This window comes from Massilia orientalis, assembly GCF_030411975.2.
Taxonomy (GTDB): Bacteria; Pseudomonadota; Gammaproteobacteria; order Burkholderiales; family Burkholderiaceae_D; genus Telluria; species Telluria orientalis.
On the sequence record NZ_JASNRB020000002.1, the window covers coordinates 84303 to 96739 of the forward strand.

Below are 12437 nucleotides of genomic sequence, written 5' to 3' on the forward strand. Positions count from 1 at the left end.
CGCAACAAGACGAACAAGAAGACGACATGAGCAACGGTTCCACCAGCGACACCCCATCCAACGACTCCACCTCGCGCAAGGGCGCCCTCGCCGCATTGAAAGGCCTGCTGCCCTTCCTGCGGCCGTACCGCCGCCAGTTCCTGTTCGCCGGCATCGCCCTGCTCGTCGCGGCCAGCGCCACGCTGGCAATCCCGGCCGCCTTCAAGCAGATGATCGACCACGGCTTCGGCGCGAAGGGCGGTGCGTCGAACGCCGCCAGCGTCAACGCCACGTTCCTCGCGCTGTTCGGCGTGGCCGCCGTGCTCGCGGTCGCGACGGCGGCGCGCTACTACACGGTGTCGTGGCTCGGCGAGCGCGTGACGGCGGACATCCGCAGCGCCGTCTACCGCCACGTCGTCGAACAGAGTCCCGAATTCTTCGAGACGACGCGCACGGGCGAGGTGCTGTCGCGCCTGACCACCGACACCACGCTGATCCAGACCGTCGTCGGCACGAGCATCTCGCTCGCGCTGCGCAACACCCTGCTGTTCGTCGGCGGCCTCGCGATGCTGTTCGTGACGAGCGCGAAGCTCACGTCGATCATCCTCGGCCTGCTGGTGCTGGTCGTCGTGCCGATCGTGCTGTTCGGCCGGCGCGTGCGCAAGCTGTCGCGCGATTCGCAGGACCGCATCGCCGACGCGTCGGCCATCGCCGGCGAGATCCTCAACGCCATGCCCACCGTGCAGGCCTTCACCCACGAGAAGATCGAAGCCCGGCGCTTCGGGTCTTCCGTCGAAGGCGCGTTCGCGACGGCGATGCGGCGCATCCGCGCCCGCGCCGTCCTGACGATGCTCGCGATCGCGCTGGTCTTCGGCGCCATCGTGTTCGTGCTGTGGCTGGGCGCGCATGCCGTCCTGGAAGGCGCCATGACGGGCGGCGACCTGGGCCAGTTCATCCTGTACGCGTCGATCGTGTCCGGGGCCATCGGCGCGCTGTCCGAAGTGATGGGCGAGGCCCAGCGCGCGGCCGGCGCCACCGAGCGCCTGCTGGAACTGCTGGCCGTGCGCTCCGACATCCGCAACCCCGCACACCCGACGCCGCTGCCGCACCGCACGGCCGGCGGTGCCGCCCTGAACCTCGCGAACGTGCAGTTCTCGTACCCGTCGCGGCCCGAGACCGCGGCGCTGGACCACGTGAGCCTGGACGTGAATCCCGGCGAGACGGTGGCCGTGGTCGGCCCGTCCGGCGCCGGCAAGACCACCTTGTTCCAGCTGCTGCTGCGCTTCTACGACCCGCAGGCAGGCGGCATCCGCCTCGACGGCGTGGACATCCGCGACCTCGACCTGCACGTGCTGCGCGGCGCCATCGGCATCGTCCCGCAGGACACCGTCATCTTCTCCGCGAACGCGCTGGAAAACATCCGCTACGGCCGCGCCGACGCGACGGACGAAGAAGTGATCGCCGCCGCGAAGCTGGCCGCGGCCCACGAATTCATCGAACGCCTGCCGCAGGGTTACCAGTCCTACCTGGGCGAGCGCGGCGTGCGCCTGTCGGGCGGCCAGCGCCAGCGCGTGGCCATCGCGCGCGCACTCCTCAAGAATCCCCCGCTGCTGCTGCTGGACGAAGCGACGAGCGCCCTCGACGCGGAGTCGGAACGCCTCGTGCAGCGCGCGCTGGAAGCGGCGATGGTGGGCCGCACCACGCTCATCATCGCGCACCGCCTGGCCACCGTGCAGCGGGCCGACCGCATCATCGTGATGGAGGACGGGCGCATCGTCGAGACGGGCACGCACGCGTCGCTGGTGGCGCTCGGCGGCATCTACGCGAACCTGGCGGCTTTACAGTTCCATAACGTCCAGGTCGAGCATTGAGTTAGCCGGACGATAACCCCGCGCATGGTTACGCAACGATTCATGCCATCCCGGCAAGAATTTGTTGCATGAACACATCGAAAACGCGACACATTTTTGTTTCCCAGTGGATACCTGGCGTACCATAGCGCAACGCCAGCTTATCCCCTATTTTCATGAACAAGAAATCGTTCAGCGTCGCGAACCTGACGGTCGGCGCAAAGATCACGGCCTTCACGTTCGCCCTCGTGTCCGTCATCCTCGCCGGCCTCGTCTTCACCATCACCTGGACGACGTCGTCGATGCTGCATGCCCGCGCGATCGCCAACGTCAACTCGGAACTGCAGAGCGTCGTCAACGCCGTCGAGATGTTCGACAACGTGATGAAGAGCCAGGCCACGAGCTTCGGCCGCATCTTCGCCACGCATTTCGAAGGCGAGTTCACGCTGGACCCTGACGCGATGGTTGCCGTCGGCGACAAGCAGGTGCCCACCCTGAACTCGAACGGCAAGCCCCTGAACCTCGACTTCACGCTGCCCGACCGCTTCACGCACCAGACCGGCGGCAACGCGACGATCTTCGTGGCCAGCGGCGACGACTTCGTCCGCATCAGCACGTCGGTCAAGAAGGAAAACGGCGACCGCGCCGTCGGCACGATCCTCGCCCACGAGAGCCCCGCGTATGCCGCGATCCGCGCGGGCAAACCCTACGTCGGCCTGGTGAGGCTGTTCGGCAAGCAGTTCATGACGGACTACGAACCGATCCGCGACGCGTCCGGCAAGGTGATCGGCATCCTGTACATCGGCCTCGACGTCGACGCCAACATCGCCGCGCTGCGCGACCGCATCAGGAAGATGAAGGTGGGCGACACGGGCTATTACTACGTGCTCGACGCAACGCCCGGCAAGACCTACGGCGACCTGATCGTCCACCCCGTCAAGGAAGGCAAGAACATCCTCGCCAGCAAGGATGCGAGCGGCCGCGAATTCATCAAGGAGATGCTGGCAACGAAGCACGGCCTGATCCAGTACCCGTGGCAGAACGCCGAGGCGGGCGAGACCAGCCCGCGCACGAAAGTCGCCGCCTACACGCTGTTCAAGGACTGGAACTGGATGATCGCCGGCGGCACGTACGAAGACGAGATCACCAAGGAAGCGGCGAGCCTGCGCAACCGCTACATCGCCATCGGCCTCGTGGCGCTGGCGATCTTCGCGGCGATCCTGCACACCGTGATGAAGCACACCGTCACCCGTCCGCTCGTACGGGCCCGCGACGCCGCCGTCCGCATCGCCGAGGGCGACCTCACCGTGCGCATCCCGGTCGACCGCAGCGACGAGATCGGCCTGCTGGCCGACGCCATGAACAACATCAGCGGCAGCCTGTCGACCGTCGTCGGCCAGGTGCGCAGCGGCGCCGAGCAGATCGCCAACGCGTCCGGCGAAATCTCGACCGGCAACCTGGACCTGTGCTCGCGCACCGAGCAGCAGGCCGCCAACCTGGCGTCCACCGTGAATTCGATGCAGGACCTGACGGAGACCGTGCGCCGCAACGCCGGCGACGCCCACGAAGCAAACCAGCTGGCAGTGAACACGTCGATGGTGGCGCAGGAAGGCGGGCGCATGGTGCGCGAAGTGATCGACACGATGGACACGATCAAGGCGTCGTCCGGCAAGATCGGCGACATCATCGGCGTCATCGACGGCATCGCGTTCCAGACCAACATCCTCGCCCTCAACGCGGCCGTGGAAGCCGCGCGCGCCGGCGAACAGGGCCGCGGCTTCGCCGTCGTGGCGACCGAGGTGCGCAACCTCGCCCAGCGCAGCGCCGCCGCGGCGAAGGAGATCAAGGGCCTGATCGTCGCGTCGACGGCGGAAGTGGATGCGGGCAGCCGCATCGTGCAGGAAGCGGGCGTCACGATGAACGAAGTGCTGGCCAGCGCCGAGAAGGTCACCGCCATCATGGCCCGCATCAGCACGGCCAACGCGGCGCAGAGCACCGGCATCGAGCACATCAACCGCTCGATCGGCGAGATGGACCAGGTCACCCAGCAGAACGCTGCCCTCGTCGAGGAGGCCAGCGCGGCCGCCCAGGCCATGCAGGAACAGGCGGACCAGCTGGCGCGCTCGGTGCGGTTGTTCAAGCTGGACCAACAGCAGGCCACGAAGCGCACTGCGCTCGCGCAGTACTGACTCAAACCGCCGTCGCTTTACAGCCCTTCCACCTCCGCTGCCTTCGGTGTAGAGTAACGCCACCTGCCTGGAGCGTCACCTTGACCGACACCGAACTGCTTGCCCGCTGCACCACCGTCCTCCCCGGCCACCGCGCCCGCACGCCGGCGGAGATGTTCGCCGCGATGGCCGCCTGGTGCGACGCCAACGGCATCGCCCACGACACTTACGGCGACGGCGCCCTGATCCAGCGCTTCGAGGCCCGCGTGGCCGAAGTCCTCGGCTTCGAGGCCGCCGTGTTCTGCATCAGCGGCACGCTCGCGCAGGTGACGACCTTGCGGCTCGCCGCCGACGCGCGCGAACGCGCACCGGTGGCGCTGCATCCGACCGCCCACATCTTCGTCCACGAACGTTCCAACTACCAGTTGCTGGGGCATTTCGACGCGCTGCGCACGGGCGACCCGTTTCGTCCGTGGACGGCCGCCGACATCACGGGCATCCCGGACCGCCTGTCCGCCGTCGCGCTCGAGATCCCGATGCGCGAGATCGGCGGCCAGTTGTCGGCGTGGGACGACCTGCAGGCCATCAAGGCGCACTGCCGCGCGCGCGGCATCCACCTGCACATGGACGGCGCGCGCCTGTGGGAGACGGCGGCAGGATATGGCCGTCCGGTGGCCGAGATCGCGGCCGGCTTCGACACGGTCTACACGTCGCTGTACAAGGGCATCGGCGGTCTCGGTGGCGCCATGCTCGCCGGGAGCCGCGAATTCGTCGCGCAGGCCGCCGAATGGTTCAAGCGCCAGGGCGGCAACGTGATCCATCGCTCGCCGTACGTGGTCGCGGCGGCGATGCAGTTCGAGCAGAGACTGGCCGCGATGCCCGCGTACTTCGAGCGCACGCGCTTCCTGTTCGACGTGCTGCGCGACCACCCGGTGCTGCGCGTGAACCCCGCCCGGCCGCAAGCCAACATGCTGCACGTCCACCTGCCCGTGAGCCGCGAGCGCGCGCTCGAGATCCGCCGCGAGCTGGCGCGCGACCACGGCATCTGGCCGTTCAATCGCGTCAACCACGGCGTGCTGCCGGATACCGCGTTCTTCGAGCTGTACGTGGGCGACAACCTGCTCGACACGCCCGACGGCCGCGTGCGCGAAGCCGTGGCGCTGCTGGCGGCCGCCGTGGAGCGCGGCTTGGGTTAAAATGCGCGGGTTTTCAACCTTTCAAATCGAGCCACACCGATGCGCCAATACCACGACCTGATGCGCCATGTGCTGGACCATGGCACGGTCAAGACCGACCGCACCGGCACCGGCACCCGTTCCGTGTTCGGCCACCAGATGCGCTTCAACCTGCAGGACGGGTTCCCGCTGGTGACCACGAAAAAGCTGCACCTGCGGTCGATCATCCATGAACTGATCTGGTTCCTCGCCGGCTCCACGAATATCGCGTACCTGAAGGAAAACGGCGTCTCGATCTGGGACGAGTGGGCGGACGCGAACGGCGACCTCGGCCCCATCTACGGCTACCAGTGGCGCAGCTGGCCGACGCCGTCCGGCGAGCACATCGACCAGATCACGCAGGTCATGGACCAGATCAAGAACAATCCGGACTCGCGCCGCATGATCGTGTCGGCCTGGAACGTGGCCGACGTGCCGAAGATGAAGCTGCCGCCATGTCACGCGCTGTTCCAGTTTTATGTTGCGGACGGCAAGTTGTCGTGCCAGCTGTACCAGCGCAGCGCCGACATCTTCCTCGGCGTCCCGTTCAACATCGCGTCGTACGCGCTGCTCACGCACATGATGGCGCAGCAGGCCGGCCTGGACGTCGGCGACTTCGTGTGGACGGGCGGCGACTGCCACCTGTACTCGAACCATATGGAGCAGGTCGAGCTGCAGCTGTCGCGCGAGGAGCGTCCGCTGCCCCGGCTGGTCATCCACCGCAAACCCGACTCGCTGTTCGATTATAAATTCGAGGATGTCGAGATCGTCGGCTACGATCCGCACCCGGCCATCAAGGCGCCGGTCGCCGTGTAAGCAAGGAGGTTCGCATGGCCAACCATTTATCCCTCGTCGTCGCGATGGATGCCAACCGCGGCATCGGCGTCGACAACCAGCTGCCCTGGCACCTGCCCGAGGACCTCGCGCACTTCAAGCGCGTGACCCTCGGCCACCCGATCATCATGGGCCGCAAGACGTTCGAATCGATCGGCCGTCCGCTGCCGGGCCGCCGCAACATCGTCGTCACGCGCAATACCGACTGGGGCCATGACGGCGTGGACGTCGTGCATTCGCTGGAAGATGCCGTCACCCTCGTCGGCGCCGACTCGGCCAGCATCATCGGCGGCGCGCAGATCTTCGCGGAGGCGATGCGCGTTGCCGACCGCCTGATCGTCACGCACATCGACAAGGCCTACCGCTGCGACACGTTCTTCCCGGAGATCGACAGCGCGCAGTGGGCCGCCGTCTCGAACGAGCCCCTGCACTCGCCGACGGCCGGCGTCGACTACGCCATCGTCACCTACGACAGAGTCAGGTAGCTACGCGTGGATCCGCTGGGCGCCCTGTTCTCCTCTGGCCACCGAGCGGCGCTCGCGGTAGTGCTTCCTCAGCACCGCGTGGCGGTGGCGGAAGAAGCGCTCGATGATCCAGCCGACGACGGGGCCGGCGAAGCGCGGCGTGAATTCCAGGCGGTCGACGACTTTCGAACCGTCCCGGGACGGCGTGATGATCCGTTCGTGCCGCCAGCTCTTCATCGACAGCAGCGGCGACTGCTCGACGAAGCGGCGGCCCGGCTCCATCTCGGTAAAGGTCAGCCGCGACAGATCGACCGGCACGACGCCGAACAGCAGGAACCGGTAATCGCCCAGCGGCCGCCCAAGGTCGCTGCCGTCGCGCGGGATGTGCGTCATCCCCTCGGGGAAATCGAGCTTCAGGACCGGTCCCATCTCGGTCACGACGCCCTCGACCGACGTGCTCCAGTCCCACAGCTCGGCGGGCGAACGGGGGACGCTGCTTTCCAACTGGACGCGGACGGTGGACATGATGACCTCGGCTGCAAAAGAGTCCCCACTCTACGCCCGCCGCATACCCGCTTCCGTTAATCCCTTAACGTAGCGGCCGCTCCGTCATCTTGTTTACACAAGAGTGCGCCACAATCTGCCCCGTGTAGCTAACCTATTAAAAATTTTTGCACGGGACCCCGCGATTTCTGCGAAAATCCGCTTCTTCATTTTTCCGGTGCCGTGCCCGGCCGCCTTCCCTCCCGGATAGCGGCGCGCACGGCGCTTCGCTTTGGAGCTGTCCATGAAATTTCGTTTCCCAATCGTCATCATTGACGAGGATTTCCGTTCCGAGAACACGTCCGGTCTCGGCATTCGCGCGCTTGCGGCCGCGATGGAAAAAGAAGGCATGGAAGTGCTCGGCCTGACCAGCTATGGCGACCTGTCCCAGTTCGCCCAGCAGCAGTCGCGCGCTTCCGCCTTCGTGCTGTCGATCGACGACGAGGAATTCGGCGGCGGCACCATCGAGGAGACCAATTTCGCACTGAGCGGCCTGCGCGCGTTCGTGCAGGAGATCCGCCACAAGAACTCGGACATCCCGATCTACATCTACGGCGAGACCCGCACGAGCCGCCACATCCCGAACGACATCCTGAAGGAGCTGCACGGCTTCATCCACATGTTCGAGGACACGCCGGAATTCGTCGCGCGCCACATCATCCGCGAAGCGAAAGCCTACCTGGACAGCCTGGCGCCGCCGTTCTTCCGCGCGCTCGTCAACTACGCCAACGACGGGTCGTATTCCTGGCACTGCCCCGGCCACTCGGGCGGCGTCGCATTCCTGAAGTCGCCGATCGGCCAGATGTTCCACCAGTTCTTCGGCGAGAACATGCTGCGCGCCGACGTCTGCAACGCCGTCGAGGAACTGGGCCAGCTGCTGGACCACACGGGCCCCGTGGCGAAGTCGGAGCGCAACGCCGCGCGCATCTACAACGCCGACCACTGCTACTTCGTCACGAACGGCACCTCGACCTCGAACAAGATGGTGTGGCATTCGACCGTGGCGCCGGGCGACATCGTCGTCGTCGACCGCAACTGTCATAAGTCGATCCTGCACTCGATCATCATGTGCGGCGCGATCCCCGTGTTCCTGATGCCGACCCGGAACAACCTCGGCATCATCGGCCCGATCCCGCTGGAAGAATTCTCGCCGGAGTCGATCCGCCGGAAGATCGAAGCGAACCCGTTCGCCCGCGAAGCGAAGAACAAGAAGCCGCGCATCCTGACGATCACGCAGTCGACCTACGACGGCGTCGTCTACAACGTCGAGACCTTGCGCGAACTGCTGGACGGCGAGATCGACACCTTGCACTTCGACGAAGCCTGGCTGCCGCACGCGACGTTCCACGACTTCTACCGCAACATGCACGCGATCGGCCGCGACCGCCCGCGCGCGAAGCAGTCGATGATCTTCTCGACGCAGTCCACGCACAAGCTGCTCGCAGGCCTGTCGCAGGCCTCGCAGGTGCTCGTGCGCGAATCGGAGACCGTGGCGCTGGACCAGGACGCATTCAACGAGGCGTACCTGATGCACACGTCGACGTCGCCGCAATACTCGATCATCGCGTCGTGCGACGTCGCCGCCGCGATGATGGAAGCGCCGGGCGGCACGGCCCTCGTCGAGGAATCGATCTATGAAGCGCTGGACTTCCGCCGCGCGATGCAGAAGGTCGACGAGGACTACGGCGACGACTGGTGGTTCAAGGTGTGGGGCCCGCAGGTCACGAGCGAGGAAGGCATCGGCACGCAGGCCGACTGGATGATCCACGCGGACGACGACTGGCACGGCTTCGGCAGGCTGGCCGAAGGCTTCAACATGCTCGACCCGATCAAGGCGACGGTCGTCACCCCGGGCCTGTCGCTGGACGGCTCGTTCGGCACCTCCGGCATCCCGGCGTCGATCGTCACCAAGTACCTCGCCGAGCACGGCGTGATCATCGAGAAGTGCGGCCTGTACTCGTTCTTCATCATGTTCACGATCGGCATCACGAAGGGCCGCTGGAACACGCTCGTCACCGCGCTGCAGCAGTTCAAGGACGACTACGACCGCAACCAGCCGATGTGGCGCATCATGCCGGAGTTCACGGCCGCGAACCCGCGCTACGAATCGTGGGGCCTGCGCGACCTGTGCCAGCAGATCCACGACTTCTACAAATCGCGCGACGTCGCCCGCCTGACGACCGAGATGTATTTGTCGGACATGATCCCGGCGATGAAGCCGTCGGACGCGTTCGCGAAGATGGCGCACCGCGAGATCGAGCGCGTGGCGATCGAGGAACTGGAAGGCCGCATCACGGCGATCCTGCTGACGCCCTACCCGCCGGGCATCCCCCTGCTGATCCCGGGCGAGCGTTTCAACAAGACCATCGTCGACTACCTGCGCTTCGCACGCGACTTCAACGAGCGCTTCCCGGGCTTCGAGACGGACGTGCATGGTCTCGTGAAGCGCGAGATCGACGGGAAGCTGGGGTATTTCGTCGACTGCGTGAAGCAGGACTGACGGTGTAAAAAAAGGAGGCCGCGGCCTCCTTTTTTACGTGTCCGGCGCGATCAGGCCTTCGGCAGCGTCACGCCATGCTGGCCCTGGTACTTGCCGCCGCGGTCCTTGTACGAGGTCTCGCAGACCTCGTCGCTCTCGAAGAACAGCACCTGCGCGCAGCCTTCGCCGGCGTAGATCTTGGCCGGCAGCGGCGTCGTGTTCGAAAACTCCAGGGTCACATAGCCTTCCCACTCCGGCTCGAACGGCGTCACGTTGACGATGATGCCGCAGCGCGCATAGGTCGACTTGCCCAGGCAGACGGTCAGCACGTTGCGCGGGATCTTGAAGTACTCGATCGTGCGGGCCAGCGCGAAGGAGTTCGGCGGGATGATGCACACGTCGCTCTTCACGTCGACGAACGAGTTCGAATCGAAGTTCTTCGGATCGACGATGGTGCTGTTGATGTTCGTGAACACCTTGAATTCGTCGGCGCAGCGGATGTCGTAGCCGTACGAGGACGTGCCCCACGAAATGATCTTGCGGCCGTCCGTCTCGCGCACCTGTTTCGGCGAGAACGGTTCGATCATGCCGTGTTCTTCCGCCATCCGGCGGATCCATTTGTCGCTCTTGATACTCATCGCTGGGCTTCTTTTCCAAAAAAATGGGGATATGAATCCCGCAATTTTACGCGAAAAGCGCCTTGGGACGACCGGCCTTTTTTTCCTCGGCCTGCGCGAGCAGCCGCGCGATCATCTCGCGCGTCAACGCGGCGGTCAGCGCCGGCTTCTCCATCGGGTACAGGTGCGTGCCTTCGATCGTGACGAGATTGCCGCCGACCAGCCGGCGCGTCCCGTCCAGGCCCGCCTGGCGCAGCTCCGTGGAATCGGTCCCCGCGATGAAGCCGACGGGCACGGGGAAAGGCGCACGCAGCACCCGGTCCATGTCGTGCGGCAGCGTGCCGTAGATCGCCGCTTCGACGTCGCGGTCGAAGCGGAGTTGCACGCCCTCGGCATGCGCTACCAGGCCGTGCTCCAGGTAATCGTCGAGGGCACCCGGCGCCCACGCCCGGAACACGGGTTTCGCCATGAAATGCTCGAAAGCGGCCGCACGCGACGGCCACACGTTGCGCCGCCGCCGGGCCACGTTCCCCGGCGACAGCCGCATGCGCAGTCCGAGGATCTTCGCGATGCGCCACACCCACGCCCGCCAGCCCGCGACGACGGGCGAATCCAGCATCACCACGCAGCGCACCAGGTCCGGCCGCCGGTGCGCCGCCAGCATGCTGACGGCGCCGCCCAGCGAATGGCCGACGAGGATCGCCGGCTGGCCGTACCCCTCCAGCTGCGCGATCAGCTCGTCGATCAGCGTGTGCCAGTTGTCGCGCACGGGAAAGCGCGGATCGTGGCCCAGCATGTCCGTCGTGCGCACGTCGAAATCGCGGCGCAAGTCGTCCAGCAGGCGGCCGTACGAACCGGACGGGTAGCTGTTCCCGTGGGTGAAATGGAGTAAAGGCTTGGACATCGGGAATGGGATGACGCGGCAGCGCATAGTCAGGACGACACCCATTGTAATGTCATTATCTCCAAGTATTTAGAGGGAAACGCCTACGGCCGCTCGCCCCCATCGTGTCCGCGCATGCGGTGCTGGCGCAGTTGCTCGCGCTGCTCCGGCGTCAGCACGGCCTGGATCTGCGCGTCGGTGCGTGCCTGCAGCAGCGCCTGGGCGGCCACCGCCTGGCCGAGGTCGCGCGACAGCGCGCCGGCCCTGGCCTCGTCGAACCCGTCGGCGCGGCCCAGTTCGCGCAACCCTTCGTGCGCCTTGCGTATCGCCTTGTCGTACTCGCGGCGCTGCGGTTCCTGGGCGTGCACGATGGCGAACACCTTGTCCTGCTGGGCTTCCGTCAGCTTCAGGCGGTGCAGCGGCACGTGGCCGAAGGGCATGCCCGGACCCCGCTCGTGGTCGCCGTCCGGACCGTGCCGGCCGGCGGCCGGCGGCGCATCCGGTTCGCCGGTCGCGAAGGCCGGGGCGGCGGCAAGGCAGGCGGCGAGCAGCGCGGCTGCCGCGGAAAGGCTTGTGAATTTCATGTGTGTCATCCTTTTTTGTTCGGAGACGCCATTCTCGATTGTCTCGATGTTAAGGCGTGTTGTCGGCGTGTAAAAGCGCGTAAAGAGCCGGGGGCGGTCGTGGCCGGCACAGCCGCGCTGCGCTAAGATGCGAACATGAACCAAGTCCTGCTTATCGACGACGACACCGAACTGGTCGGCATGTTTTCCGAATACCTGGAACAGGAAGGCTTTCGCGTCGCCTGCGCCCACGACGGCGAGACGGGCGCGCGCGAAGCGCTGACCGGCCAGTACGCGATCGCCATCCTCGACGTGATGATGCCCCGCATGAACGGCATCGAGACGCTGCGCCGCATCCGCGCCGCCAGCCGCATGCCGATCCTGATGCTGACGGGGCGCGGCGACGACGCCGACCGCATCCTCGGTCTCGAACTGGGCGCCGACGACTACGTCACGAAGCCCTGCACGCCGCGCGAACTCACGGCGCGCGTGCGCGCCATCCTGCGCCGCACGCAAAGCTCGCCCAACGACGGTCCCGGCATCACGCTCACCGTCGGCAAGCTGACGATGCTGCCGGAGCAGCGCCGCGCCATGTGGGACGGCCAGCCGCTGGACCTGACCAGCACCGAATTCAACCTGCTCGAAGTCCTGGCGCGCAATGCCGGCCGTCCGGTCAGCAAGAACGATCTCTCCGAGCAGGGACTGGGCCGCCCGCTGGCCCGCTTCGACCGCAACATCGATGTCCACCTGTCGAGCCTGCGCCATAAACTGGGCACGCTGTCCGACGGGCGTTCCTGCCTGCAGACCGTCTACCGTCTCGGCTACCAGCTGATCCGCGAGTAG

The 12437-nt window shown here is 66.2% G+C and carries 11 protein-coding genes; 7 read left to right on the plus strand and 4 right to left on the minus strand.

The window, feature by feature from the left end:
* Positions 1-26 precede the first annotated feature (26 nt).
* The 5 genes from QPK29_RS02450 (at position 27) to QPK29_RS02470 (ending at position 6530) form a co-directional block, all read left to right on the plus strand.
* Positions 27-1850, plus strand: a complete 1824-nt coding sequence (locus tag QPK29_RS02450) for an ABC transporter transmembrane domain-containing protein (protein ID WP_371769786.1) — start codon at positions 27-29, stop codon at positions 1848-1850.
* Between the two features lie 155 nt (positions 1851-2005).
* Positions 2006-4018, plus strand: coding sequence for a methyl-accepting chemotaxis protein (locus QPK29_RS02455; protein ID WP_371769785.1), 2013 nt, complete (start codon positions 2006-2008; stop codon positions 4016-4018).
* Positions 4019-4098: 80 nt separating this feature from the next.
* The gene (locus tag QPK29_RS02460; protein WP_371769784.1) at positions 4099-5193 is read left to right on the plus strand and encodes a threonine aldolase family protein; all 1095 of its coding nucleotides are present in this window, start codon (positions 4099-4101) and stop codon (positions 5191-5193) included.
* Positions 5194-5232: 39 nt separating this feature from the next.
* Positions 5233-6027 carry a thymidylate synthase gene (gene thyA, locus QPK29_RS02465; RefSeq protein WP_056328850.1) on the plus strand — a complete coding sequence of 265 codons (795 nt, stop codon included), beginning with the start codon at positions 5233-5235 and terminating at the stop codon, positions 6025-6027.
* Positions 6028-6041: 14 nt separating this feature from the next.
* Positions 6042-6530, plus strand: coding sequence for a dihydrofolate reductase (locus QPK29_RS02470; protein ID WP_371769783.1), 489 nt, complete (start codon positions 6042-6044; stop codon positions 6528-6530).
* On the opposite strand, the gene QPK29_RS02475 is transcribed toward QPK29_RS02470, so the two are convergent.
* Positions 6531-7034: a hypothetical protein gene (locus tag QPK29_RS02475; protein ID WP_371769782.1), complete on the minus strand. Its 504-nt coding sequence runs from the start codon at positions 7032-7034 to the stop codon at positions 6531-6533.
* 262 nt (positions 7035-7296) lie between these two features.
* Here QPK29_RS02475 and QPK29_RS02480 point away from each other — a divergent pair, with 262 nt between their 5' ends.
* Positions 7297-9552 carry an arginine/lysine/ornithine decarboxylase gene (locus QPK29_RS02480; protein WP_056131860.1) on the plus strand — a complete coding sequence of 752 codons (2256 nt, stop codon included), beginning with the start codon at positions 7297-7299 and terminating at the stop codon, positions 9550-9552.
* 50 nt (positions 9553-9602) lie between these two features.
* Here QPK29_RS02480 and dcd read toward each other — a convergent pair whose 3' ends face one another.
* The 3 genes from dcd to QPK29_RS02495 form a co-directional block, all read right to left on the minus strand.
* The gene (gene dcd / locus QPK29_RS02485; RefSeq protein WP_056131857.1) at positions 9603-10169 is read right to left on the minus strand and encodes a dCTP deaminase; all 567 of its coding nucleotides are present in this window, start codon (positions 10167-10169) and stop codon (positions 9603-9605) included.
* 46 nt (positions 10170-10215) lie between these two features.
* Positions 10216-11052, minus strand: coding sequence for an alpha/beta fold hydrolase (locus QPK29_RS02490; RefSeq protein ID WP_371769781.1), 837 nt, complete (start codon positions 11050-11052; stop codon positions 10216-10218).
* An 83-nt stretch (positions 11053-11135) separates the two neighbouring features.
* A complete protein-coding gene (locus tag QPK29_RS02495; RefSeq protein WP_056131854.1) occupies positions 11136-11615 on the minus strand; it encodes a Spy/CpxP family protein refolding chaperone in 480 nt (159 codons plus the stop codon).
* 135 nt (positions 11616-11750) lie between these two features.
* Between QPK29_RS02495 and QPK29_RS02500 the strand changes: the two genes are divergently transcribed.
* Entirely contained in the window at positions 11751-12437 is a 687-nt protein-coding gene (locus QPK29_RS02500; RefSeq protein WP_371769780.1) for a response regulator, read from the plus strand.

Excerpts from the sequence above, each read along its gene's own strand:
- QPK29_RS02490 (WP_371769781.1), bottom strand. The coding sequence starts at position 11,052 with ATGTCCAAGCCTTTACTCCATTTCACCCACGGGAACAGCTACCCGTCC.
- thyA (WP_056328850.1), top strand. The coding sequence starts at position 5,233 with ATGCGCCAATACCACGACCTGATGCGCCATGTGCTGGACCATGGCACG.
- QPK29_RS02500 (WP_371769780.1), top strand. The coding sequence starts at position 11,751 with ATGAACCAAGTCCTGCTTATCGACGACGACACCGAACTGGTCGGCATG.
- QPK29_RS02475 (WP_371769782.1), bottom strand. The coding sequence starts at position 7,034 with ATGTCCACCGTCCGCGTCCAGTTGGAAAGCAGCGTCCCCCGTTCGCCC.
- QPK29_RS02480 (WP_056131860.1), top strand. The coding sequence starts at position 7,297 with ATGAAATTTCGTTTCCCAATCGTCATCATTGACGAGGATTTCCGTTCC.
- QPK29_RS02495 (WP_056131854.1), bottom strand. The coding sequence starts at position 11,615 with ATGAAATTCACAAGCCTTTCCGCGGCAGCCGCGCTGCTCGCCGCCTGC.
- QPK29_RS02470 (WP_371769783.1), top strand. The coding sequence starts at position 6,042 with ATGGCCAACCATTTATCCCTCGTCGTCGCGATGGATGCCAACCGCGGC.
- QPK29_RS02450 (WP_371769786.1), top strand. The coding sequence starts at position 27 with ATGAGCAACGGTTCCACCAGCGACACCCCATCCAACGACTCCACCTCG.
- dcd (WP_056131857.1), bottom strand. The coding sequence starts at position 10,169 with ATGAGTATCAAGAGCGACAAATGGATCCGCCGGATGGCGGAAGAACAC.
- QPK29_RS02455 (WP_371769785.1), top strand. The coding sequence starts at position 2,006 with ATGAACAAGAAATCGTTCAGCGTCGCGAACCTGACGGTCGGCGCAAAG.